Below are 23,983 nucleotides of genomic sequence, written 5' to 3'. Positions count from 1 at the left end.
CCCTTAGGAGTTCTGATTGAATTTATCAGTAGTTCCGCTAGTTGAAACACCACCTGGGCTGGTTGATGAGCCGCTAGTCGAATGGGTTGATCTTCTGCTGGTTCCAGCACTTTTATCATTACCCATTACATTATCACCAGTATGGCCGGCGGTCATGCCGTTGCTCATTGAGTTGAACTGACTTTTTACTTTATCAGTCATATTAGTGATATAGTCCTTGCAGGTCGAATAGTTCTTCTCAAAAGTACTTTTTGCATTTGAAGAAAGATCATTCGCTCTTGTTTTGATCATATTACGTGTTTCGGTTCCTTTTTTAGGAGCCATCAAAACACCTACTGCTACACCGGCTAACGTCGCTCCCAACGTGCCCATAACAAATCTCTGATTGCTTGTCATAATATAAGTTATTGGTTGGTTATTGTTAAATGTCTTATATCTTGATTGTGATATTACTCTTAATCCTCTCAAAAAAATCAGACCAGCCCTTTTTAACTCACCTATGAGAGTTTGTATACCCTTTTTAGCTTTTATATTTTATTTCCTTTCTGGTTCAACCCTCCAGGCCCAGTGGCGTTTGCTGGATATAAATACCAACGCCAGCTTTCGGTCAGTACACGCCCCAGCGCCGCTAACCTGTTGGGCAGGAGGCACTAACGGTGCTATTCTACGCACTACCAATGGGGGCGAGGCCTGGCAGGTACTTCGCGTAGCCGGAGCCGATTCGCTTGACTTTCGGGATATACATGCCTTTGATGATCGTACTGCAGTAGCTATGAGTGCAGGTGAGTCTGAGAAGGGTAAAGCCCGTATCTACCGGACCGAAGACGCGGGCCAAACCTGGCAAGTAGTGTATCAAACTACCCAGAAAGGGATTTTTTTGGACGGGATAGACTTCTGGAGCACCCGCAGAGGCATCTGCTTTGGTGACCCCGTCGACGGGCGCTTCTTCATCCTGACTACGCAGGATGGGGGGCGCAGCTGGCAGGAACTACCCGTGACGGCTCGTCCGGAGGCGCTTCCCGGCGAAGCAGCGTTTGCCGCCAGTGGTACCACTCTGATTACAGTAGGCAAGCGTTCTGTCTATATAGGTACGGGCGGTAGCCAGGCAGCCCGTATACTCCGCTCCACTGATTATGGTGCTACCTGGCAGAGCATTACCACGCGACTCCCGGCGGGGCCCAGCAGCGGCCTGTTTGGTCTGCGCTTCTGGTCCAGGAAGAAAGGCATAGCCGTAGGCGGCGACTACCGTACATTCACCGAAGCTACACCAAACGTACTGCTCACCAGGGATGGCGGCAAGAGCTGGCAACTGACCGAAGGTACCCTACCACCCGGCCTCAAAGAAGCCGTTGGGTTGTACTACCCGCCTCCATTCGGGAAGAAGAACGTATTACTGATGGCAGTCGGAGCCTCCGGTAGCGGGTACTCGGCCGACCAGGGCCGCACCTGGGTGGCTCTGGACCAACACCCGTTCCATGCGGTCAGCTTTGCCGGCAGCGTAGGCTACGCCGTGGGCGGAAAAGGGCTGGTAGCGAAGTGGGGAGAATGAGAAGTAGAAAAGGTTCGAAAGGAGGAAGGGAGAAAAGGAATGAGAAGCGGTGAAAAGTCTGAAACAAAAAATACGCGAAGCCCTGGGGCTTCGCGTATTCATTATAAAAGTAAAAGCTTAGAGCCTACAGCCGCGCGGCGGACCGTATATAGCCTACAGCGCGAAGCCCAAAGCTATATCCGCTCGATCAACTCCTTTACCTTTCGGACGGGGCGACCTGAGAGATGGTCGGCGATAGCGGCAGCGTGATCACGTCCGTTTTCAATGAATACTTTCTCAGTAAATACCCCGGCCATGACCGTACCGCATACGTACAGCCCGGGTACATTGGTTTCAAACGTATCAGGATCGTAGACGGGTACTTTGCTCACCGGATCCAGCTCTACGCCACAGCGCCGCAGCAGGTGCTCATCCGGGATGTACCCAACCAGCAGGAATACAAAATCCGCCGGCAGCCACTCCTCTTCGTTGGTTTCACTATTATATATAAGTACACGCCCCTTTTCGATGGCTCTGGTTACGCTGTTAAAGCGGGTATGAATCTTCCCCTCCTTGACACGGTTCTTTACATCAGGTATCAGCCAGTACTTCACCGTTCGGCGGAAGTCTTCCCCTTTGTGTACAATCGTCACGTGCGCGTCGTGTCGGTACAGCTCCATGGCCGCTTCCACGGCTGAGTTGGAGCCTCCCACGATCACTACATTGGTATAAGAGTACTCAAAAGGCTCGTCGTAGTAGTTGGATACATGCGGCATATCTTCGCCCGGAATACCCAGCTTACGGGGTACATCAAAGTAGCCCGTAGCCAGTACCACTTTCTTGCTGTGGAATACTTCGCCCGTTGTTGTTTCGGTTAGGAAGGTACCGTCGGCCTGCTTTTCGGTTTTTGCTACTTCTGTAAATAGCTTGAAGTTGAGATCGTAGTAGCCCGCCACTTTGCGGTAGTACTGCAGGGCTTCATTCCGGTTGGCCTTGACGCTCGATATAGCGAAGGGTAAACCCCCGATCTCAATATTCTCGGCCGTCGAAAAGAAGCGCATATTGCGGGGGTAGTTGCGGATGGATTCGGTCAGGTTACCTTTTTCGAGGATCAGGTGGTCCAATCCGCTTTTGGCGGCTTCGATACCCATCGCCAGTCCGCAGGGACCGCCCCCTATAATAATAACATCGTACAAATGCATGTGATACTGTATGGTTGACATTCTTGTGCCTCGTATAGCTCTACCTCTCCAACGTCCCGTGTAATGGATTGGTTTCTGAACTTTGTAAATGCTCCTACTGTTAGGAAATCGTCGTATTCGTGCCTCTATCCGTGTCAGAACTGCTCCTACATACCAACTCCCAATTTATCCGGAATCTCAACGAGTTCGGACGCAGACGGAGCCCCTTTGTATTTATCATAGACTTTCTGGGGCAGCAACCGCGCTTCTGGCCACTCGCTGAGGCCGATCCTTCGGAAGTTGCTTTCGACTTGAATGGCTTCACCAATACCAGCCGTCATGAGGTAGCCGTACCCGACTTCTATTTTCACAAATATCCTATCTCCTTCGCAGAGTACCAACCTCGCTTTGATCACGTAGTAAGGAATATCAGGGCCGGCAACTCGTTTCTGGTCAATTTGTCGGCACCTACCCCCATCGACACCAGCCTCAGCCTGCGGGATATCTATGAGTACAGCCGGGCGCCGTATCGCTTCTGGCTGCAGGACCAGTTTGTTTGCTTTTCACCCGAGATATTCATCCGGGTACAGGGCAAGCAGATTTCATCTTTCCCAATGAAGGGTACTATTGATGCCGCTCTGCCTGATGCTGCGCAGACCATCCTCAACGACCCTAAGGAGGCTGCCGAGCACGCCACCATTGTAGACCTGATCCGGAACGACCTGAGTATGGTAGCCCAACGGGTATGGGTGGAGCGCTACCGCTACCTCGACCAGATCCAGACCCACGGCAAGACCCTGCTGCAGGTAAGTTCGGAAGTAGCCGGTCTGCTACCAGAGAGTTTTGATGGCTCTTATGGTGATCTGCTGATGAAGCTACTTCCCGCCGGCTCCATCAGCGGTGCTCCCAAGCCCAGTACGGTGCAGATCATCCGTGAAGCCGAGGGCTACGACCGGGGGTACTATACGGGTATCATGGGCTACTTTGATGGAAGTACCTTCGAGAGTGCCGTGATGATCCGGTACATCGAAAACCAGAACGGGCAGCTCGTTTTTAAGAGCGGCGGCGGTATTACGGCCCGCAGCCAGGCCCCCGCCGAATACCAGGAACTCATTGATAAAGTATACTTACCTTTTGCCCATGCAAGCTCCCCTCTGCTTCGAGACGATCTGCGTCAGGAACCGCAGGTTAATTAACCTACCCTACCACCAGGCCCGTCTCCACCGCACCCGCACCACCCTTTGGGGAAGCAGGGATAGGTGGTCTTTGACTGACCTCCTGTCCGTGCCTGACTCGTTGAGTACAGGTACCTATAAGTGCCGCCTGACCTATGGGCAGCAGGTTGAGAATATTGAATGGGAGCCGTACACTCCGCGCCCGATCCGGAGCCTCCGGGTAGTCTATGATGATTCCATTGATTACAGCCACAAGTACCGCGATCGCCAGCGGCTCAATGCCCTGGCCGAACAACGTGGTACCTGCGATGATGTACTGATAGTACGGCAGGGCCTGGTAACGGACACCTCCTACTGCAACGTGGCTTTTTACGATGGCGAGCGGTGGCTCACTCCCTCTGCCCCCCTGCTGCCGGGTACCCAGCGGGCTTTTCTGCTGGATCAGAGAATTATACAGGAGGCGCCTATCAAAGTTGAGGAGTTGCATCGCTTTTCGGAGGTAAAGCTGTTCAATGCTATGCTCTCCTGGGAAGAAGGAACTCTACTTGTAACAGATCAGATAATGAGTGGGTTGTAACTGAAAAATACCGTAAATACGGTATTGCCAAAGGGCTTGGAAAATATAAACTTTATCCTCCTTTTCAGTTACATTCAAACCCTTTACTTCTATGCAGACCCAAACCACCGAATCCATCACTGGACAGATTCGCCAGTGCAACGATGCCTTTGAAGCGGCTTTTGTCCAGCAGGATAGCGCCAGCGTAGCCGCCCTCTACACCCCTGATGCTTTACTGCTTCCACCCGGCTATGCAGAATTTAAAGGAATACAGGCTGTCCGGGACTTCTGGAGGGGAGCCATGGAAATGGGTGTCGCCAGAATCAGGCTCACGACCGTTGAGGCCGAAGAACACGGTGACACTGCTACCGAGATCGGAAATTTTGTAATCAGCAGCGCTACGGGCGACACCATTGATCAGGGCAAGTACCTGGTAATCTGGAAGCGGAAGGACGGCCGCTGGTACCTGCACCGCGACATCTGGAACAGCAGCCAATCGGCGGTCTAATCCGACCCTATACACGTACCCCCTCCTTTTTCTTTACCTCACAGATTTCTGCCCTTACCCCACTACTTCTTTCACCAAAGCCGCTGGAAAAAGCGTAAATTGCCGCCTGATTGATGAGTAATGTAACAGAGCCGCATGACGCTTCCCCTATCTTCCTTATTCGATGACGAGGTAACTACTTTTGCCGATCTGATCCTTCCCGTACCTATCCCGAAGCTCTTTACGTACAGAGTGCCCCGGGGTATGAGCGAGATGATCAAGGTAGGTGCGAGGGTGATCGTACAATTTGGAAAAAACAGGGTTACGACGGCTATTGTGGCCCGGCTACACCCCCATCCCCCTACCGACTACCAGGCCAAGTACATCCTGGAACTACTCGACGAAGAGCCGATCGTGACGCCCCATCAGCTGGAGCTATTCAGCTGGATGGCCGATTACTACCTGTGTAACATTGGGGAAGTCATGAACGTGGCGCTGCCTTCGGGCCTCAAGATCACGAGCCAGTCGAAGGTACAGTACAATCCGGACTTTGACCATCCGCAGCTCCTGACCGAGCAGGAAGTAGTAATACTGGAAGAGATCAAGAAGCACCAGGCGCTGTCGTACGAGGAGGTAGCCCGGCTGGTAGAGCAGACCAACGTGACGGCGGTGATCAAGTCGCTGGTAGGGAAGCGGGCGGTGATCTTATTTGAAGAAGTAAAAGAAAAATATACCCCTAAGCTAGCCCGGAACGTGCGCCTGTCGGCGCAGTATGCTACGCCCGACATCCTAAGAGACCTGGTGTCGGCACTGGAAAAGCAGCCCAAACAACAGGAAGTACTGCTGAAATACCTTAGCTACGTCCCTGTTCTGAACAACCCGGACCTCAACCAGAAGGGGCTGGATAAAGCTATATTCAGGCAGGACGATGGCCTCTCGGACTCGGCCCTGCAGACCCTGCTCAAGAAAGGGGTATTCGAGCAGTTTGAAACCATTATATCACGCTTTGCTGATCTGCCCGCTTCGCCGGCCAAGGAGATCAAACTCACCGAAACTCAGCAGCTAGCCAGCCGTCAGATCCAGGAGCACTTTCAGGACAAGGAGGTGGTACTGCTGCACGGTATCACGGGTAGTGGTAAGACGGAGGTATTTATCAGCCTCATCAAACAGGCCCTCGAAAGCGGTACCCAGGTACTGTACCTGCTGCCCGAGATCGCCCTTACCACCCAAATCGTGGTACGCCTCCGGAAGGTATTCGGCGACAGCATGGGTATCTACCACTCCAAGTTTTCGGACAACGAACGGGTAGAGGTCTGGAAGGGTATCCTGGACGGGAAGTTTCAGTTTGTGGTGGGGGTGCGCTCGGCCGTGTTCCTGCCCTTCGATAACCTGGGGCTGATCATCGTGGACGAAGAGCACGAAACCTCCTACAAGCAGCAGGACCCCGCTCCACGCTACCACGCCCGCGACGTAGCCGTGGTGATGGCCTACATGCACAAGGCCAAGGTGCTGCTGGGTTCAGCGACCCCCTCACTCGAGAGCTACTACCACGCCCAGAACGGCAAGTACGGTCTGGTGGAGATGTTCCAGCGCTTTGGCGATGCCGCCCTGCCGGAGTTTGTACTGATCGATACCAAGCTGGAGAAGAAGCAGCGTAAGATGAAGGACGAGTTTTCGTCGGTGCTGCTGGAGTACCTGGCCCATAACCTCAAGAATAGCGAGCAGACCATCCTGTTCCAGAACCGCCGTGGCTACTCGCCCTACCTCCAGTGCGAAGAGTGCGGCTGGATATCGGAGTGCCACAACTGCGCCGTGAGCCTCACCTACCACATGCGGGCCGCCGAGCTGCGCTGCCACTACTGCGGCCACAAGGAAGAGGTACCCCGCACCTGTCCGGCCTGCGGCTCTACCAAGGTCAAGACCATCGGCTTCGGTACCGAGAAGATCGAGGACCAGCTCAACCTGATCTTCCCGCAGGCGCGCATCCAGCGTATGGACCTCGACACCACCCGGGCCAAGAATGCCTACCAGCAGATCATCCAGGACTTCGAAGCCGAGCAGATTGATATCTTAGTAGGTACTCAGATGATCTCCAAAGGTCTTGACTTCGACAACGTGAGCGTAGTAGGCATCTTCGACGCCGACCGCATCATCAACTTCCCGGAGTTCAGGGCTTCGGAGCGGGCCTTCCAGATGCTCACCCAGGTCAGCGGGCGCGCGGGTCGGCGGGCGGGCAAGCCGGGAAAGGTACTTATCCAGACGGCCAACCCGCACCAGTCCCTACTCAATAAGATTATTGAGGGTGACTACCGGGGTATGTACGACAACGAAATCCAGGAACGGGAGCAGTACGGCTACCCGCCTTTTACACGACTTATCAAGCTGATTGTCAAGCACGCCGACTACGACACCTCACACCGCGCCGCCGAGCAACTGGCCGAAAAACTGGTCGCGCAACTGGGCCGTAGCCGGGTACTGGGGCCCGAACCTCCACTGGTCGAGCGGGTGCGGAATCAGTTTTTGTTTGAAATTCTCATCAAACTTGAAAGAGAAAAGATTAATTTTAAGGCCGCAAAGTCATTCATTCAGGAAAAAGTAACAGATATTCTGACCGACAAGACCCTGAAAAATATCAATGTAGTGATTGACGTAGACTGCACATAGGTCTTGCATTCACTCAATCAACATATTCATTGCGCATCTCAAATTGCTATATTAAACTGTATGTCTTCTAAAAAAACGAAAATAGTTGCTACCGTCGGCCCAACGTCGGAGTCAAAGGAAATGCTGTTCGCTTTGGCGAAGGCTGGTGTTAACGTATTTCGCCTTAACTTTTCGCACGGTACTCATCAGGACCACCTGCAGCGCCTGAACCTGATCCGGGAAATAAATGAAGAACACGGGCTGAACCTCTGCGTTCTGCAGGACTTGCAGGGACCTAAAATCCGGATTGGTAATGTAGCCGAAAAAGACGGTGTAGTTATTGAAGCCGGTAACAGACTGGTATTCACCAACGCAGATATTATTGGTACCGCAGAGCGTGTAAGTACTCCTTACGATGGAATGTACAACGACGTAAAAAAGGGAGACCGCATCCTACTGGACGACGGAAAGCTGGAAGTACGCGTAGTTGGCACAGAGGGTACCGATGTAGTAACTGAAGTAGTATACGGTGGCTACCTGAAGTCAAAGAAAGGTGTAAACCTGCCTAACACAAAGGTATCAATGCCTTCGGTAACGGAGAAAGATTTCGAAGATCTTGACTTTGGTCTGGCGAACGATGTAGAGTGGATCGCGCTGTCATTTGTTCGTGAGGCTTCTGACATCCTGAAGGTAAAAGACTACATCCGGATGAAAGGTAAGGAGACCCGCGTAGTAGCTAAGATTGAGAAGCCTGAAGCCGTAGCTAACATCGACGAGATCATCGAAGCTACGGATGGAGTAATGGTAGCCCGGGGTGACCTCGGGGTGGAGCTTCCGGCCGAAGAAGTACCTATGATCCAGAAAATGATCGTAGAAAAATGTAACAAGGCTGGTAAGCCGGTAATCGTGGCTACCCAGATGCTCGAGAGCATGATCGAGAGCCCCCGTCCTACCCGTGCGGAGGTGAACGACGTGGCTAACTCAGTACTGGACGGAGCCGACGCCGTAATGCTTAGCGCCGAGACGGCTTCTGGTAAGTATCCTCTGCTGGCCGTTGAGAACATGTCACGGACTATCGAGCAGGTTGAACTCAACTCAACCAGCATCTACTTCCGCTACCACGCTTTCGTGAACGAAAGACCCGGCGCAGATCAGCTTAACGATAACGTAGTAATGAGCGCCTGCCGTCTGGCCCGCGATACCAAAGCGAAAGCTATCATCGGTATCACCCGCTCAGGCTATACGTCATTCCGGTTGTCGCACCACCGTCCCAAGGCCAACCTGCTCATCTTTACTTCGGACAAGAAGCTGATGAACATCCTGGGTCTGTACTGGGGTACCAAGGTATTCTTCTACGACCGCGACGAGAACGTATCTACCGACGAGCTGATCGATGATATTAAGCGTATCCTCATCGAAAAGGGAGAGCTTACAAAAGGAGATATCTTCATCAATACGCTCAGCATGCCTATCATGAAGAATCGCAAAACCAACGCACTTAAGCTGAGCGTGGTCGAGTAGCTGTTTGAGATCAGGGCTGATACCTGTTAATCAGGCAGCGTATCACCTTCTTGAATACTGAAAGCACTTTTAGAATATAGATTGCCAGGAGGCCGTAGAACCCGTTTCTACGGCCTTCTTTATTTTTCCAAACAAAATAACTAACACAGTAGTTGTAAAACTAAATGATTAGTCATAACTTTATACAAGTAGTTAATCACTGCACTCCAACCTGAACTAGACCAATGGAAATCAGATCACTGACACGCGCCGAAGAAGAAGTAATGCTCATCCTGTGGCAATTGGAAAAAGGTTTTGTCAAGGATGTACTGGCCGAGATGCCCGAACCCAAGCCCGCCTATAATACCGTATCCACCATCATTCGTATTCTGGAAAAAAAGGGTTTTGTGGGCTACACCGCTTACGGCAAAACCCACGAATACTACCCGCTCATCAGCCAGGCGGAGTACAAGCGCCACGAAGCCCAGCAGCTTCTTGAGAACTACTTTGATAATTCGCTCCCCCAACTGGTGTCATTCTTCATGAAGGACAACCAGCTCAATACAAAAGACCTGGATGAGATCATCAAGCTGATCCAAAGCAAAAAGCCAGAATAGAGGCAGCTATCCACACCATTAACCTAAACCTGAAAACCTTATGGAAGCCTTCAAATATATTGGCCAGGTTAGCCTGTACTGGCTCCTGCTGTATGCCTGTTACTGGCTTTTCCTGCGCCACCACACCTTCTTCCGCAGCAACCGCGCCTACCTGCTGGGCTCACTGCTGGCGGCCTTTGCGCTGCCCCTGGTGCAGTACCCCGAAGCCGCTCCCACGCTGCCGGTTGTGTATACGGTAACAGCTCCGGTGCTGGTGGTACAGGCTACAGCGCCCTCCCCCTCTCTCTTCACCTGGATGAACCTGCTGTGGCTCGTCTACGCCGGCGGAGTCATGGTTATGGGTTGGAAGCTGAGCCGCTACCTGATTGAGCTGATCCGGTTTATCCGGCGTGGCGAAGCGATTGAGATGGACGGATACACGCTGGTACTGATGAACGATGATAAGCGGTCCGGCGGCCGGCGATCCGGCGCTCCGGTTGGTTCCTTTTCATTTTTAAACTGGGTAGTACTAAGCCGCAGCGACTATGAGCACCACTTCGATACCATCCTTACCCACGAGCTGGCCCACGTACAGCAGCGACATAGTCTGGATATTCTGCTGGTGGAGGTACTTAGAGTCTTGTTCTGGTTTAACCCGGTGTTAGTTCTGTACAAGCGCTCGCTGCAGCAGGTACACGAGTACCTGGCCGACCAGCAGGCCCCCAACCGCGACCGGTACGCCGGCTTTCTTGTATCTTACGCGCTGGGCACGCCCGTCGCTCCCCTCGCTAATCAGTTCTTTACTTCTTCACTCCTAAAAGACCGAATCAAGATGCTGTATAAGAATCCTAATTCCCGCTGGTCGCTGGGTAAGTACCTTGCCGTGGCTACCTTGACTCTTTTTGCGTCACTACTGGTTGCAAGTTGCGAACGTGATGCCAGCAAACTAGAAGAGACCATACAAAAAGCACCCGCCCGAAACGCCGCTACTGATAAGTCTACCACAGAAGCCAGCTTCGGAGTAAACGGCCCCGTATTTACAGTCGTTGAAGAGCAGCCTCAATTTCCGGGTGGACTTGAAGCTATGTACAAATTCTTGGGTGAAAACATAAAGTACCCTGAGGCGGCCGCCAAAGCCAATGTTCAGGGAAAAGTATTCTTAGCTTTTGTCGTGTCGGCCGAGGGAGAAATCAGAGATATTCAAATCCTGAAAGGCTTAGGCTACGGGGCCGATGCGGAATCGGTTAGGGTACTTAAACAAATGCCCCGCTGGATACCCGGTAAGCAAAGCGGCCAGCCGGTGAATGTAAAGTATAATCTGCCAATCAACTTCCAGTTGGAGGATAAGACTAATCAGGTTCCCGCAATTCCAAAAGCGGATCAGTCTTCATCGGCCATCAAGGGAGCCCAGCAGGGAGAGCCACCTCTCTATGTTCTGAATGGAGTAATTCTGAAAAGCTTTGAAGAGATACAGGCTATTAATCCCAATGACATTGACGCAATGAATATCCTGAAGGATAAACACGCTACCGACAAGTACGGAGAACGGGGCAAAGTCGGAGTAATCGAAATCACGACTAAGAAAGCTACTAGTAAGTAGCACGGCATCTACTTTCCTATCATCAGGAGACAGGTTATATACGCATCTAAAGAGACAGTACTACCATCCATTACTTAAACTCAAAGTTTATGGAAGTTCTCATTTATAGTGTCGAAGTGAGTCTGTACTGGCTCCTGTTGTATGGTTGCTACTGGTTCCTCCTGCGCCACCACACCTTCTTCCGCTGGAACCGCGCCTACCTGCTGGGCTCACTATTGGGAGCCTTTGTACTGCCGCTGATGCAGTATCCAGAGGCCGCTCCGCCCCTACCCGCAGCTGTGTATGAGGTATCTCCACTCCCACCCGCAGTACCAGGTGAAGTGACCGCTACCTCAGTAGCCCCCCGGACGCCTCCATCTGCCGTCCTCAACTGGATGGATGTGCTGTGGGCGCTGTACGCGGTGGGTGTAGTGGTCATGGCGATGCGCCTGTACCGCCACCTGCGCAGCCTCTTTCTGTTTGTCCGGCAGGGTACCTTTATTCACATGGAGGGCTACACACTGGTACTTAGCACCACTGACTCAGTCGGCTCCTTTTCCTTTCTGAAATGGGTAGTAGTCAACCGCAGCGATTATGAGCAGCACTTTGATACCATCCTCAACCATGAGCTGGTGCACGTCCGGCAGCGGCACAGTCTGGATATTCTACTGGTAGAGGTACTTCGGGTCTTGTTCTGGTTCCATCCGGTACTACTACTCTACAAGCAGTCTCTGCAGCAGGTACACGAGTACCTGGCCGACCAACAGGCGCCCAACCGCGACCACTACGCTGAGTTTCTAGTAGCTTACGCACTGGACGCTCCTCTGGCCGCACTTACCAATCACTTCTTTAAGTCATCACTCTTGAAGGACCGGGTCAGGATGCTGTACAAAAACCGTAACTCCCGCTGGTCACTGAGTACCTACGCTGCCGTGGCCGTAGTAGTCCTGATTGTGGCTCTGGTAGTGGCCAGTTGCGAACGTGAGGAGGTAGTACCTGCTACAATGGGTGAGCAGGTCGAGGCCGGGCAGAATGTTCGGGTAGAGGGAATTGTAAGAGATTCGGAAGGTAAGCCAATTGCGGGAGCCACCATAGCCGTGGAAGGAGGATCCTCCGGTACTACTACTGATACAGAAGGGTACTTCAGAATGAGTGTACCCTCAAATAGTAAATTAATAGTTAGTTACAAAGGCTTCACAAAGATGGAAGTATCTATCGGCGCCAATTATAAGAGCAGCAGACTTAATATTATGCTGTCAGAAGAATTGAGTAGATTAGAGGAAAGAACAGAAGAACCTCCCAGAGAACAGATATCCACAATTGATGGTCAACCCATCTTTACGGTAGCTGAAGAGCAGCCTGAGTTTCCGGGCGGAATTACTGCTATGTACGAGTACATAAACCAGAACATGAAGTACCCCCCAGCCGCCGTCCGGGCCAAAGTACAGGGCATCGTATATCTGAGCTTTGTGATTACTTCCCAGGGAGAAATAAAAGATATTCAGATACTAAAAAGCATGGGCTTTGGGACCGACGTAGAAGCCAAGCGTATAGTATCATCAATGCCTCGCTGGCAGCCGGGTATCCAGAGCGGCCAGCCTGTCAACGTCCGCTACAACCTGCCGATAAACTTTCAGTTGGATTAGAAGCCAAACCCCAGGAAACATAAACTGCACCTTTTTCACACCAACTTACCATGGAAGCACTCCTATACATCGGCCAGGTGAGCCTGTACTGGCTACTACTCTACGCTTGCTACTGGCTGTTACTGCGCCAGCGCACCTTCTTCGGCTGGAACCGCGCCTACCTGCTGGGCTCACTGCTAATGGCCTTTGTACTGCCACTGGTGCAGTACCCCGAAGCCGCTCCGCCCCTGCCCGCTGTTTACACCGTGTCAGCTCCCGTGCTGGCAGTGCAGGCGGCAGCGCCTTCGCCTGACCTCTTTACCTGGATGAATCTGCTGTGGCTCGTCTATGCCGGTGGTGGCCTGTACATGGCCTGGAAGCTGGGCCAACACATCCGGGAGCTGTTCCGCTTCATCCGAAGCGGCGAAGCTATCGAGATGGAAGGGTACACGCTGGTACTGATGAACAACAACCAGGTTGGCTCTTTCTCATTCCTGAAATGGGTCGTTGTCAACCGCAGCGACTATGAGCACCACTTCGATGCTATCCTCAACCACGAACTGGTACACGTGCAGCAGCGCCACAGCCTGGACATTCTACTGATAGAGGTACTTCGCGTGCTATTCTGGTTCAACCCGGTGCTGATCCTGTACAAGCGCTCCTTACAACAAGTACATGAGTACCTGGCCGACCAGCAGGCGCCTAACCGCGACCACTACGCCGAGTTCCTCGTCAGCTACGCGTTGGGAGCTCCCGTGGCTACACTCACCAATCACTTCTTCAACTCATCACTGTTAAAAGACCGAATCAAGATGCTGTACAAGAATCCTAACTCCCGCTGGTCACTGAGCACCTACGCTGCCGTGGCCGTAGTAACCCTGCTTATAGCCCTGGTGGTCGCAAGTTGCGAACGAGACGTAGTACCTTCAACCAAAGGCAAGGATGTCGACGCTGGGAAGCCTACCATTGTAGAGGGCTTCGTAACCAACGAGGCAGGTAAGCCTATACCGGGCGCAATAATAGAAGTCAAAGGCACCCAAACGGGAACCACTACTGACTTACAAGGGCGTTTCAAAATAGACGTTTGGAGCAAAAAAGACGCCGCTCTCTACATTGGTTTCGATGGATATAAAACGCAGGAGGTAAAGCTGAATCCCAAGTATAAAAACGTAACATTGTCTGTCTCCATGACTCCAGGAGCAAGTACTGAGATCAGTACCTCCCCTTCCGTTCAGGTACCATCGCGCACAGGAGACTCTTTGAAGACAATTGTTCAGTCGTCCACTATCAACGGCCAGCCGATCTTTACGGTAGTGGAGAAAGTACCTGAGTTTCCCGGTGGAGTTAACGCCCTGTTTGAGTACCTGGGCCAGAACATTAAGTATCCCGACGCTGCCACGCGGGCTAAGGTACAGGGCAAAGTGTTCCTGAGCTTTGTGATCACTACCGAGGGAGAAATCAAAGATATTCAGGTACTGAAAGGACTGGGCTTCGGTACGGATGAGGAGGCGATACGCGTTGTGTCGTCCATGCCCCGCTGGCGGCCGGGTATGCAGAGTGGCCGGCCGGTGAATGTAAAGTATAATCTGCCGATCAACTTCCAACTGGATAGTAAGACTACTACTGAGGGTAATTAATTGAATCCTATTCCCAATCTTTTCTAACCTACTATATACACTATGAAGTTTTTAGCAATTTGGGCGGCTGCAATACTAATCAGACTTTGTATAGAGCAGCCAACAGCCTTTCAGTCAAAAAACCTGATCAGAGTACAGGGGAGCTGCTATGATGTAGGGACAGGCGTAGACATTAAAGTGAAAGCCTTTGCCGTATTCAGTAAAGGGCAGCAACTACTTGGAGAGAGTAATGATATAGGTACTTTCAATGTCCAGGTACCCGATTCAGCTCAGTACTTTCGGTTTGAGCGTCAGGGCTTTCAAACAGTGACTTTTCCCGTACATTTTAGCGGTGGATCCGAAGGTAAGGCTCCCTTTAAAATTAGTGTCCCTATGAGCTCCGTAGACTCGCAGTCAGTCCAGTTGGATAACCGGCTTTACCTGGATTTTAATCTTCCAGATAGCCTGGATGTACAGGTAAAGGTAACAAGAGGCAGCAGCCAGACTTTTGTGACGGAACTTGATGCACGCGTGGTGAAAAGACTACCGCATTTTTATTTGCCGAATGTCGTTTCGGATCGTTACCTTATTACTGCCTCTGCCAAAGACGGACGACAACTCCTACGCGAGGAGGTACCAGCAGGTGCCGGATTTACGTTCAAAGAGTTGACTATCAAGGCACCCAATTCTGCTACTAGTACCTCCGCGCCTACAACTTCATCATGGAAGCCTGTTGGTTCCGTGATACTGTATTTTAGTCAGAGCAGCTATGACTTGAGTACCGAAGTCAAGGAGCGGCTAAATACGATGGCGCGCTACCTGCGCGAGCAGCCCGGGCAGAAGGCTCAAATTACCGGCTACACAGAAGATGCCGGCCGCGAAGAACTTAACAAGACCCTTTCAGAGTACCGCGCCCGTACGGTAATGAATTATCTTAAGAGCCTGGGCGTGCCAGCCCGGCAGCTCTCAATACGTTGGATGGGGTCCAACTCACCCGCTGCACCCAACGATACCGAGGAAAACCGTATGAAAAACCGGCGAGTGGTCGTGCAGTTTGCGCAGGAGTAGGCTGCTCCCCTCTCTATGTCAATGTCTTGTCCTAAAACAAATTGTCTTTACCCACACCATCTACCATGGAAGCGCTACGATACCTCGGGGAAGTAAGCCTGTACTGGCTACTACTCTACGTCTGCTACTGGCTGTTGCTGCGTAAGCATACCTTCTTCGGCTGGAACCGCGCCTACCTGCTCGGGGCTTTGCTGGCGTCGTTTGCCCTACCGCTACTCCAGTATCCGGAGGCCGCTCCCGTAGCACCGCAGGCCATGTACGTGGTGGACGCCGTGCCGGCCGTAGTTATCCGGCCGGAGACCTCTGTTGTCAGTACCTCCGCTTCCCCCGACTGGTCACAGCCCGACTGGACGCAGTGGGTATGGCTAGTGTACGCTCTGGGAGTAGTAGGTATGAGTATCCGATTATACCGGTACCTGCGCCAGCTGTTTAGGTTTATCCGACAGGGGGAAACGATTGAGATGGAGGGCTACACGCTGGTCCTGATGAACGATGACAAGCGGTCCGGCGGCCGGCGGCCCGGCGCTCCGGTAGGCTCATTTTCGTTCCTAAAATGGGTAGTCATCAGCCGCAACGACTACGAACACCACTTTGACACGATTCTTAGCCACGAGCTAGTACATGTGCAGCAGCGGCATAGTCTGGATATTCTGCTGGTGGAGCTACTGCGGGCCCTGTTCTGGTTCAATCCGGTGCTGATCCTGTATAAGCGCTCGCTGCAGCAGGTACACGAGTACCTGGCCGACCAGCAGGCCACCAACCGCGACCGCTACGCCAGCTTTCTGGTGGCTTATTCTTTGAACACGCCCGTGGCGGTACTTACCAATCATTTCTTCAATTCATCACTCCTAAAAGACCGCATTCAGATGCTATACAAAAACCGTGACTCCCGCTGGTCGCTGGGTAAGTACCTGACCATCCTGCCCCTGATCGGGCTGGTACTGATGCTCTCGGCGGCCCATGAACGCCTGGCACTGATTCCTGAGGAAAGTGTCACGTCCATACTCTTTCCGACAGTAGTGCCCGACAAACCTGGCCCTGTATCAGTGCCACAGGGCGGTTCCTTACCCGAAGCTACTCCTCTCCCCGCGCCTGTGCAGGAAGAAAAAACCACCGTAACAGGTACCGTACTCAACGCCCAGACCAACCAGCCGCTACCGGGGGCCAACGTGGTAGTGACCGGCAGTACGGCAGGTACCACTACCACTGGTCCAGACGGGAAGTTTGAGCTGAAGGAGGTACCGCTCAACAGTTCGCTGGCGGTTAGCCACGTAGGCTACGAAACCCTGAAGGTGAACGTAACGAAGAAAAACCAGGTACTGCGCATAGCCCTGAAACGGCAGGAGCAGCCGCTGGAGGAAATAACTATTGTCACATATCCGATCGCCCAAATTAAAGCGTCCTCCGCCGATACCAGCGCCCTACCTACCCGTGACGGAGAGGTGTACCGCCTTGTGGAACAAATGCCGGAGTTTCCGGGTGGAATAAAGGAAATGTACATGTACCTTGCCAAAAAGATCCGGTACCCTACGGAAGCCAGAGACAAGCGGATACAGGGAAAGGTATTTATTAGTTTTGTGGTCAGTGAAAGGGGCTCGATCCGGGAGCCCAGAATCACTAAGGGCCTCGGCGCGGGTATCGACGAGGAGGCCCTGCGGGTGGTGCTGAACATGCCCGCCTGGAAGCCCGCCATGCAGAACGGCCAGCCGGTATCCGTGGTGTATACGCTGCCCATTCAGTTTACGATAGAGGAAGACGACGTAAAGGAAAACAAGGAAAAGCGGCAGGGCAGTGCTACCGGATTTCTAAATTATAAGCTGGACGATGCGGTGGACTTTGCTTTACCAACCCGACTACCGGATAATATACCCATAGGCCTAAGTCCCATACATACTTCCAGAAGCAGCAGTACTATTATTATCGAATCAGAAAATTTAAAGAAGGAGTAAAGAAGGAAATATGGGTAGTATGTATATTGCTACGGTATAACTAATCTAATAAACCACACCCATGAAAAGGCAACTTATGCTGCTGCTAGCCCTGGCCGGGCTCTGGACCATGGCAGGTACTCCTGCGGCTTACGCTCAGTCGGAAGAAAAAATATACACGGAGGTGGATAAATCTCCTGAGTTTCCGGGAGGGGTCAGGGCCATGTATGAGTATTTAGCCAGGAATATCCAATATCCGACTATGGCAGCCCGCAATAAGGTACAGGGAAAAGTTATGACTACCTTTGTGGTGGGCGAAGATGGTACCATCCGTGACATAACTGTAAAAAGTGGCGTTAATAAGGAGGTAGATCAGGAAGCGGTACGGGTTATTAAACGTATGCCTAAGTGGGTACCCGGAGAGCTCCAAGGGCAACGGGTAGCCGTACAGTACAATCTACCTATCAACTTCCAGGTAGAGTGATTTAAGAGGGTTAACCACAGAGTAAAGAGAGTAAGCGCACTGAGTTTCTCAGAGGGAAAAAATCCTCTTACTCTGCATTCCAACTTTAATTACTTTGTAGTTATTTTACTTTCCTCCTCTCCTCCTTTCCTACCCTTTCACCCCCTGTTCACCAGCTTTTCATAGTGATCAGAAGTCTGTAAGATTCCCGCGCTCTGCTCATAGAACTCCGGGCCGGTTGGGTACACGCCTTTTTGGGTTTTAGTCCAGCTGGCACCGGCTTTGGGGTGGTAGGATACCATCTTGTCCCAGTTTTTGTAGTACTGGTGGCCGTTGGTTTCCTGCAGACCAATGTCCATATTCGGGAAGGGAGCCAGACGGGCGGCTACGCTCTTGTTCCAGTCGACCAGGATGGGGTTGACCGTCAGATCGGCACAGAAGCAGGGTACTCCCTTCTCATAAGCGTACTGGGCAATCTTCATGGTCATGCTGAGGGTCTTGGCAATGGCCTTGACGGCAATGGCCGAGTAGCCCTGCTCAATGCGGGTAGCGGCGTCCTCCACGGTATGGGCGCTTTCGTCGGCGGCAATGCGTACGCCCATGTCCCCGACGAAGGTTTCGTTTTCTTCGGCAAAGGGCTCCTCAATGACCGCAATCTGATCAAAGGCGCCTATCTTCTTAGCCTGGTCCAGGAAACGCAGCAGCGTTTCTTTTTTCTCGTAGCGTCCGTTGGCATCGAAGTAGTAGGGAATCTTGCCGCTCTTGGTGTAGGGCGTTTCGTAGTGACCGATGGCTTTGTGCAGGGCCGTCATAAAGGCGATATCCTTCTCCAGCATCTCCTGCTGCGTACCCGCCGCGCCGGTTTTGAGCTTCATGATAAAGTACCCTTCGTCGGCAGCGGCCTTGAGCTTGCTCACCTCCGTACCCACGCTGAATGAGGGTATACTCGCCACCTTGCTGTGCCGGTGCGACAGGCCGGGCCGGTACGCGGCGGGTATCATATCGTCAAAGCGGTTAATGCCATTCTGCTGAGCGTACAGCAGCCAGGCGGCGTTGTCAACCGCTACCAGGGCATTCAGGGCGAAGGTCTTGCGGAGGTCGGGCGTGCGGGTGATGGCCCGGCCATAGGCTAGTACCTCGGGCAGTATATCATCCAGCAGCTTTACCGGATCACTAAACGAAGTACCCTGTATCATCTGCAGGGCACGGTCAGTCATGGCGTACATCAGGGCATTGCCGCCATTTTCGGAATGCTGTGAGAATACCCTTGAATCAGACCAAAGTACGCTCTGGGTACCCAGGCCGATCTTGCTGACGCCAGCATCAGATTCCATGAAGGCGATACTCTGCCAGGCTTCGGTAATAGCGCTCCCTTTGAAACGATAAGGGGTCAGGGGCTCGCGCTCAAAGTTAGAATCAACCCGCTTGATGCGGATCGGAGCAAACGGTTTTTGATCAGGTACCATTGTATCAGGGGCCATGGAGAAGCCAGCCACACCCAGGGCCATCATAGCCCCGCTGTTTTTGATAAACGTCCGGCGGTTGGTAGTGGGGCCCGTGTGCGGTGGATGGTTCATGGGCTTAGGTTATTGGTTTAGGTAATAGGTTAAATTGGTGCCGCCCCTACGGGGCTTGACGGTGGCGTTGAAAGTTTTTTCTACTTCGCCCGCTTCTACTTCGGTATGCGGTTGAGTGTGTACCAGGCTTCACCGGACCAGAGCGCGCGGCGCTTCGTGCTCTTCATCCAATCCGGCAATCGAAAGTACACTACATGCTCTTCTTTAAGCCCCGGTATTTCCAGGTATAGTTTCGTACGGTCCTTCGATAGCTCCATCCGGCTCACCGATAAGGTTTCCAGGTCTTTCTTGGGGCCGCCGTAGCTGGCGGTAGGCAGGTACCACCACTGCTGCACCAGGATGTCCGATAACTTCAGCTCCTGTCGGCGTGACAGCGGCTCGGTCAGCTCTATCTCGAAGCCCTTGGGCCGGGCCCGTACCGCCAGCATCTCGAAGGTAGGCTTGCCGGTGTACTTCATGCGCTGCAGGCCGTACTGTTTTTCTTTCCAGCTCCAGCCTCCTACCATACCTACTCCTCCGACGTACAGGGCTCCGTCGGGTCCCCAGCGCATCCGATTGATGCCTGCTTCCAGCCCCTGGGTAAAGCGAAATACCGCCCCCTGGTACTGCCCGTCTACTTTTTCCAGAAAATCACGCTTGATGCCTCCGTGGGTTACCTCTCCGTGCAGTAGCTGCCCCTTGTAAGGGCCATCGCGCATAAGCAGTACCTCAGAGGGCGAGTTACCAATTTCGTCCTCCGGCAGCCAGATCGCCGGCATCGCCATGGGGGGAGGATTGGTAGGGTCATCTAACCCCCAGGCCATACCGTGGTACTCTCCCCGCTTGACATGGATGAGCTTGTTGGCCGGTAGCCATTGTCCCTGATTATCGGTCACGAACAGTTCATCGTCGGGTCCCAGGCCAATGCCGTTGGGCGTACGCAGGCCGTAATTGAGCCACTCGTAGGTACCATTCTTACTGATCTTAAGCGTACGTCCCCGGTCGGGGTGCTGCTTCTGACCGGCCATGAGCCGCATAGCCATCGACAGCGTCACGTAGAAGTAGCCATCCTTATGAACCAGCCCGAAGGCAAATTCGTGGAAGTCGTCGGTCACGCCCCAGCTGTTACACACGGGCCGGTACTCATCTATGACCTCGTCGCCGTCATGATCAATCAGCCGGGTCAGCTCATGCTTTTGCAGAACGTATATCTCTCCATCTACCACCTCCATACCCAGCGGCTCGGCCAAGCCGGAAGCAATACGTTTTACCTTTACCCGGTTGCCATCACCCGACTGCACACCATCCAGCAGGTACAGGCCTCCAACGGTGTCCCAGGTAGAGACCAACAGACGCCCGTCGGGCAGGAAGGCCATAGCTCCTACCCGCGGCTTGAACCCCTCTGGACGGATGGTACTCACCTTATAACTCGGATGCAGTCCCTCCAGCGCTTCGCCAAAGCCAGGCTTGGTAACAGGCTTGGGGGCTTCCGGAGCTTCTTTAGGCTTAGGCGGTGCCTGGGCGGTGGTATTAGAAGTTTGGGTTTCTTCCTTAGGCTTCAGCGTAAAGATGTAGTCCAGCATGGACTTGACCTCCTCGTCAGACAGAGCCGGATGAGCATTCATGGCGGCAGAGCCCCATGTACCCGAGCCTCCCTGCTTCACCTTACTGATCAGTTGCTGCCGGGTTTCTTTGTCTTTGGGGTAGCGGCTGGCTATCTGCTGAAGGGCCGGCCCCACCATGGGCTTCTCCAGCTCATGGCAGGTAAAGCAATCGCTCTTCTCCATCCAGTACCGGCCCAGGTGGTCATACTGGTCCTGCATCCGGGGCGGGGCCTGTTTGGGTAGTGCCTCAAAGTACCTTAGTAGTCGCGTGGTACCGTTGGGCTTTATGGTAATCGTTTCTCCGGCAGTAGTCAGTGTTACCGTGAGCTCGATAGGTATGCCCGAAGTCCGTATCACGCGCTCCAGGCCGGGCTTCCCCTTATCACTTATAAACTCCGGCCGCTCTTCAATCCGGATGGTATCGCCACTGGTAAGTATCAGGTAGTAGCCCAGGTAGATCTGCCCTTCTTTAAACCGGTATCCCTGGCTGATGATGGTAGTCGGTAGCTCCTTTTTGCCCCGCCGGACAATCCACCTATGCTCCCGGTCGGTGTCGGTAAAGTAGGCCGTACCCCAACTGGTTGGCTGCACATTTTTACGGTCGGTATAGGCGGCACCGTCCATCAGTACGCCCCCCTTCCAGGCTTTGTAGACCGCACAGCGGGCCAGATCATAAGCCAGGTACAGGTCCTGATCGAGGGCCAGCGTGAGCATCCGGGGCTGCTTGTCCAGTACCGAGCGGAAGGCCCATACATCCAGGGGCCGCGCATCCGGCGGGCGCTGCGACCCATGATCCAGAGCTCGGGCCTGAGTTGCAAGAGTGCCTAACCATACGGTCAGGAGTATAACAGATAAGAATCTTAACATGAGGTTCAGGAGCATAAGGATTTAGTAACCCTTACTATCCAAAGACGCGCAAAAGAGCATTTTACCTCTAAAAGTAGAAGACTTTAGAGAGTGGTAGTCCTAAAAGCCAGGCAGCCCGCACGTAGTACACTCGTGCGGGCTGCCTGGCTTTACTATTTATCTGCTCAGGTACTACCTGGCGGTGGCCATTACCATCTTGATGTTCTGACGGGCTCCCAGTTCCAGTACATCCACCAGATCCTGTACGGCCAGATTTTTATCCACACGCAGTACCACAGTAGGCTCCTGTACATTGGCAAAGACGCCCTGTAGCTGGGCTTCCAGCTGCTCAAACGGTACGGGGTCCTTATCTATGAAGTAGTTTTTATCGGCATCTACCGACAGCGTGATCTGCTTCTTGTATACCTGCTGTGATGAACCGGCCTTGGGTAAGAGCAGCTTGATAACGTTCGGATTGGCCATCGTGGAGATGATCAAAAAGAACAGCAGCAGGAAAAACATGATATCGTTGAGCGAGTGCGTAAACACTTCCGGCGCAAACCGACTCTTCCGACGTATTTTCATCTAACTTAGGTATTAGAGAGTTAACTGGTTAGGTAATTCGCTTTCTTCGCTATACAAAGTACCTACGATTAACGTGAGGCTACCGGCTTCTGTAGTACATCTAGGAAGTCCGAAGCAGCCATCTGCAGCTTCAGCGCGAAGCGGTCTATCTTCATGTTGAGCAGGTGATAACCTGCGTAGGCGATAAGACCGATGATCAGACCCGTTCCGGATGTAATCATCTTCTCGTACATACCACCCGCGATCGTACTGATGTTGAAGTCGTTGGAGATAGAGATATCGTAGAAAATACGGATGATGCCCGAGATCGTACCTACGAAACCAAGCATGGGTGCAATACCGGCAATAACCCCCAGGTAAGGCAGGTTACCTTCCATCCGCTGCAGCTCGATCTGGCCCGCGTTCTCTATAGAAGTTTCAATGTCTTTGATCGGGTAGCCGATCCGGCCGGTAGCCCGCTCGAATATACGCCCGGCGGCGGTACGCTGGTTACGGCAGAGCGACTCAGCTGATTTGAGGTTACCCTGCTGAATAAAGTCTTTTACGTTATCGACAAAACCCTGTTCGATCTTTCCATTGGCAGTAATAGCCAGAAAGCGCTCAATGATCAGAAATAGAGTTCCCAAAAACAGCAAGCCAAGAGGAAGCATTACCCAGCCTCCTTTCATCAAAAGGTCAATGACGGAAAGGCCTTGCTCTGCAGCCGGAGCTGCCATGGTAGAGTCGACTTGAAGAAGCATCATATAAACAATAAAAGTGAAAAGTTTAAGACTGAATGGTACGTATCAATACATTTCAAAACAACTTCTGACAATAAACGGACTACTCCCGCTCTTATTGTTCAAAGTCCAAAGATAGAGATTTTACTTTTCAGGAGGAATGTAACCTGTTCTTTCCTCACGTCTGTTCTGATTTTTTGTCACCACTACCGGATTTCCGGGTTGATGAAAAAGGCTATAAAATCCGTTCCTGCCCCTGTACTACGCAACTTGTGGGCAAGGATTACTGGAACGCTTTTTTACCTTTGTCCTGATCAATTATTTACCAACTGGTAATATTCATACGTCTAAATCATATCTGATGAAACCATTCTTCACTCCGGACCTGGTACGTCAGCTGCCCGTAGCAGTTGTAAGCGGTGGTATCATAGCCATGGTCTGCTTCAAGAGTACGACGGTCCACCTGCCGTTTTTTATCAATGTTCTTCTAAGCTTCGGGCTTGGATGGCTGCAGCCTCGTAAGGGCTGGGTGCTGGCGCTGGTTCAGGTACTTACCCTGCTGGTAGCCTATTCGCTATTCAGCAACAGCGACATAGTGGTTGCCACTGATCCACGAATAGCCAAGTTTACGACTTATATGGGTATATTCCCTACGCTGACAGGTGCTTTCGTAGGTGCTCTGCTGGGACGTACCCTGAAGGAGAGTAAGTAGACCTGTACCGGCCTTA

Annotated in this window: 20 protein-coding genes; 14 read left to right on the top strand and 6 right to left on the bottom strand. The window is 52.5% G+C overall.

Features of this window, described 5'->3' with window-relative positions:
* Positions 1-3: 3 nt before the first annotated feature.
* Positions 4-396 carry a YtxH domain-containing protein gene (locus JTN23_RS16350; protein WP_247236056.1) on the bottom strand — a complete coding sequence of 131 codons (393 nt, stop codon included), beginning with the start codon at positions 394-396 and terminating at the stop codon, positions 4-6.
* Positions 397-574: 178 nt separating this feature from the next.
* Between JTN23_RS16350 and JTN23_RS16345 the strand changes: the two genes are divergently transcribed.
* Entirely contained in the window at positions 575-1,549 is a 975-nt protein-coding gene (locus tag JTN23_RS16345; RefSeq protein ID WP_247236055.1) for a WD40/YVTN/BNR-like repeat-containing protein, read from the top strand.
* A gap of 173 nt (positions 1,550-1,722) precedes the next feature.
* On the opposite strand, the gene JTN23_RS16340 is transcribed toward JTN23_RS16345, so the two are convergent.
* Positions 1,723-2,730, bottom strand: coding sequence for a YpdA family putative bacillithiol disulfide reductase (locus JTN23_RS16340; RefSeq protein WP_247236054.1), 1,008 nt, complete (start codon positions 2,728-2,730; stop codon positions 1,723-1,725).
* A 131-nt stretch (positions 2,731-2,861) separates the two neighbouring features.
* Here JTN23_RS16340 and JTN23_RS16335 point away from each other — a divergent pair, with 131 nt between their 5' ends.
* The 12 genes from JTN23_RS16335 to JTN23_RS16280 all read left to right on the top strand — a co-directional run bounded on the left by JTN23_RS16335 (position 2,862) and on the right by JTN23_RS16280 (position 17,966).
* Entirely contained in the window at positions 2,862-3,905 is a 1,044-nt protein-coding gene (locus tag JTN23_RS16335) for an aminodeoxychorismate synthase component I (protein ID WP_247236053.1), read from the top strand.
* Positions 3,850-4,461 (top strand): aminotransferase class IV family protein, encoded by a 612-nt coding sequence (locus tag JTN23_RS16330; protein WP_247236052.1) that lies wholly within the window; start codon positions 3,850-3,852, stop codon positions 4,459-4,461. Before JTN23_RS16335 ends, JTN23_RS16330 begins: the two co-directional genes overlap by 56 nt.
* Before the next feature lie 91 nt (positions 4,462-4,552).
* Positions 4,553-4,948: a YybH family protein gene (locus JTN23_RS16325; protein ID WP_247236051.1), complete on the top strand. Its 396-nt coding sequence runs from the start codon at positions 4,553-4,555 to the stop codon at positions 4,946-4,948.
* A gap of 135 nt (positions 4,949-5,083) precedes the next feature.
* Positions 5,084-7,591: a replication restart helicase PriA gene (gene priA, locus JTN23_RS16320; RefSeq protein WP_247236050.1), complete on the top strand. Its 2,508-nt coding sequence runs from the start codon at positions 5,084-5,086 to the stop codon at positions 7,589-7,591.
* A 60-nt stretch (positions 7,592-7,651) separates the two neighbouring features.
* Positions 7,652-9,091, top strand: a complete 1,440-nt coding sequence (gene pyk / locus JTN23_RS16315; RefSeq protein ID WP_247236049.1) for a pyruvate kinase — start codon at positions 7,652-7,654, stop codon at positions 9,089-9,091.
* A gap of 224 nt (positions 9,092-9,315) precedes the next feature.
* Positions 9,316-9,687 carry a BlaI/MecI/CopY family transcriptional regulator gene (locus tag JTN23_RS16310; protein WP_247236048.1) on the top strand — a complete coding sequence of 124 codons (372 nt, stop codon included), beginning with the start codon at positions 9,316-9,318 and terminating at the stop codon, positions 9,685-9,687.
* 40 nt (positions 9,688-9,727) lie between these two features.
* Complete coding sequence (locus tag JTN23_RS16305) at positions 9,728-11,266, top strand: M56 family metallopeptidase (RefSeq protein WP_247236047.1); 1,539 nt, start codon at positions 9,728-9,730, stop codon at positions 11,264-11,266.
* Between the two features lie 89 nt (positions 11,267-11,355).
* The gene (locus tag JTN23_RS16300; protein ID WP_247236046.1) at positions 11,356-12,891 is read left to right on the top strand and encodes a TonB family protein; all 1,536 of its coding nucleotides are present in this window, start codon (positions 11,356-11,358) and stop codon (positions 12,889-12,891) included.
* A gap of 50 nt (positions 12,892-12,941) precedes the next feature.
* A complete protein-coding gene (locus JTN23_RS16295; RefSeq protein ID WP_247236045.1) occupies positions 12,942-14,507 on the top strand; it encodes a M56 family metallopeptidase in 1,566 nt (521 codons plus the stop codon).
* 42 nt (positions 14,508-14,549) lie between these two features.
* Entirely contained in the window at positions 14,550-15,554 is a 1,005-nt protein-coding gene (locus tag JTN23_RS16290; RefSeq protein WP_247236044.1) for an OmpA family protein, read from the top strand.
* 65 nt (positions 15,555-15,619) lie between these two features.
* Entirely contained in the window at positions 15,620-17,503 is a 1,884-nt protein-coding gene (locus JTN23_RS16285; protein WP_247236043.1) for a TonB family protein, read from the top strand.
* A 61-nt stretch (positions 17,504-17,564) separates the two neighbouring features.
* Positions 17,565-17,966 carry an energy transducer TonB gene (locus JTN23_RS16280; protein ID WP_247236042.1) on the top strand — a complete coding sequence of 134 codons (402 nt, stop codon included), beginning with the start codon at positions 17,565-17,567 and terminating at the stop codon, positions 17,964-17,966.
* Between the two features lie 137 nt (positions 17,967-18,103).
* Here JTN23_RS16280 and JTN23_RS16275 read toward each other — a convergent pair whose 3' ends face one another.
* The 4 genes from JTN23_RS16275 to JTN23_RS16260 form a co-directional block, all read right to left on the bottom strand.
* The gene (locus JTN23_RS16275) at positions 18,104-19,522 is read right to left on the bottom strand and encodes an enolase C-terminal domain-like protein (RefSeq protein WP_247236041.1); all 1,419 of its coding nucleotides are present in this window, start codon (positions 19,520-19,522) and stop codon (positions 18,104-18,106) included.
* Between the two features lie 95 nt (positions 19,523-19,617).
* On the bottom strand, positions 19,618-21,972 hold the full coding sequence (locus JTN23_RS16270) for a c-type cytochrome (protein WP_247236040.1): 2,355 nt from the start codon (positions 21,970-21,972) through the stop codon (positions 19,618-19,620).
* Positions 21,973-22,143: 171 nt separating this feature from the next.
* The gene (locus tag JTN23_RS16265; RefSeq protein ID WP_207507258.1) at positions 22,144-22,536 is read right to left on the bottom strand and encodes an ExbD/TolR family protein; all 393 of its coding nucleotides are present in this window, start codon (positions 22,534-22,536) and stop codon (positions 22,144-22,146) included.
* A 68-nt stretch (positions 22,537-22,604) separates the two neighbouring features.
* Complete coding sequence (locus tag JTN23_RS16260; protein WP_247236039.1) at positions 22,605-23,279, bottom strand: MotA/TolQ/ExbB proton channel family protein; 675 nt, start codon at positions 23,277-23,279, stop codon at positions 22,605-22,607.
* A gap of 337 nt (positions 23,280-23,616) precedes the next feature.
* Between JTN23_RS16260 and JTN23_RS16255 the strand changes: the two genes are divergently transcribed.
* Positions 23,617-23,967: a hypothetical protein gene (locus tag JTN23_RS16255; RefSeq protein ID WP_247236038.1), complete on the top strand. Its 351-nt coding sequence runs from the start codon at positions 23,617-23,619 to the stop codon at positions 23,965-23,967.
* Positions 23,968-23,983: the final 16 nt, after the last annotated feature.

Origin of the sequence: Telluribacter roseus, from assembly GCF_017355915.2 — a bacterium.
Lineage (GTDB): Bacteria > Bacteroidota > Bacteroidia > Cytophagales > Spirosomataceae > Telluribacter.
Note: the sequence above shows the minus strand (reverse complement) of the source record. Positions and strands in the feature narration are given on the sequence as shown.

Coding starts and splice junctions, on each gene's coding strand:
- JTN23_RS16350 (WP_247236056.1), bottom strand. CDS start 396: ATGACAAGCAATCAGAGATTTGTTATGGGCACGTTGGGAGCGACGTTA.
- JTN23_RS16340 (WP_247236054.1), bottom strand. CDS start 2,730: ATGCATTTGTACGATGTTATTATTATAGGGGGCGGTCCCTGCGGACTG.
- JTN23_RS16330 (WP_247236052.1), top strand. CDS start 3,850: ATGCAAGCTCCCCTCTGCTTCGAGACGATCTGCGTCAGGAACCGCAGG.
- JTN23_RS16325 (WP_247236051.1), top strand. CDS start 4,553: ATGCAGACCCAAACCACCGAATCCATCACTGGACAGATTCGCCAGTGC.
- priA (WP_247236050.1), top strand. CDS start 5,084: ATGACGCTTCCCCTATCTTCCTTATTCGATGACGAGGTAACTACTTTT.
- pyk (WP_247236049.1), top strand. CDS start 7,652: ATGTCTTCTAAAAAAACGAAAATAGTTGCTACCGTCGGCCCAACGTCG.
- JTN23_RS16310 (WP_247236048.1), top strand. CDS start 9,316: ATGGAAATCAGATCACTGACACGCGCCGAAGAAGAAGTAATGCTCATC.
- JTN23_RS16305 (WP_247236047.1), top strand. CDS start 9,728: ATGGAAGCCTTCAAATATATTGGCCAGGTTAGCCTGTACTGGCTCCTG.
- JTN23_RS16300 (WP_247236046.1), top strand. CDS start 11,356: ATGGAAGTTCTCATTTATAGTGTCGAAGTGAGTCTGTACTGGCTCCTG.
- JTN23_RS16295 (WP_247236045.1), top strand. CDS start 12,942: ATGGAAGCACTCCTATACATCGGCCAGGTGAGCCTGTACTGGCTACTA.
- JTN23_RS16290 (WP_247236044.1), top strand. CDS start 14,550: ATGAAGTTTTTAGCAATTTGGGCGGCTGCAATACTAATCAGACTTTGT.
- JTN23_RS16285 (WP_247236043.1), top strand. CDS start 15,620: ATGGAAGCGCTACGATACCTCGGGGAAGTAAGCCTGTACTGGCTACTA.
- JTN23_RS16280 (WP_247236042.1), top strand. CDS start 17,565: ATGAAAAGGCAACTTATGCTGCTGCTAGCCCTGGCCGGGCTCTGGACC.
- JTN23_RS16275 (WP_247236041.1), bottom strand. CDS start 19,522: ATGAACCATCCACCGCACACGGGCCCCACTACCAACCGCCGGACGTTT.
- JTN23_RS16270 (WP_247236040.1), bottom strand. CDS start 21,972: ATGTTAAGATTCTTATCTGTTATACTCCTGACCGTATGGTTAGGCACT.
- JTN23_RS16265 (WP_207507258.1), bottom strand. CDS start 22,536: ATGAAAATACGTCGGAAGAGTCGGTTTGCGCCGGAAGTGTTTACGCAC.
- JTN23_RS16260 (WP_247236039.1), bottom strand. CDS start 23,279: ATGATGCTTCTTCAAGTCGACTCTACCATGGCAGCTCCGGCTGCAGAG.
- JTN23_RS16255 (WP_247236038.1), top strand. CDS start 23,617: ATGAAACCATTCTTCACTCCGGACCTGGTACGTCAGCTGCCCGTAGCA.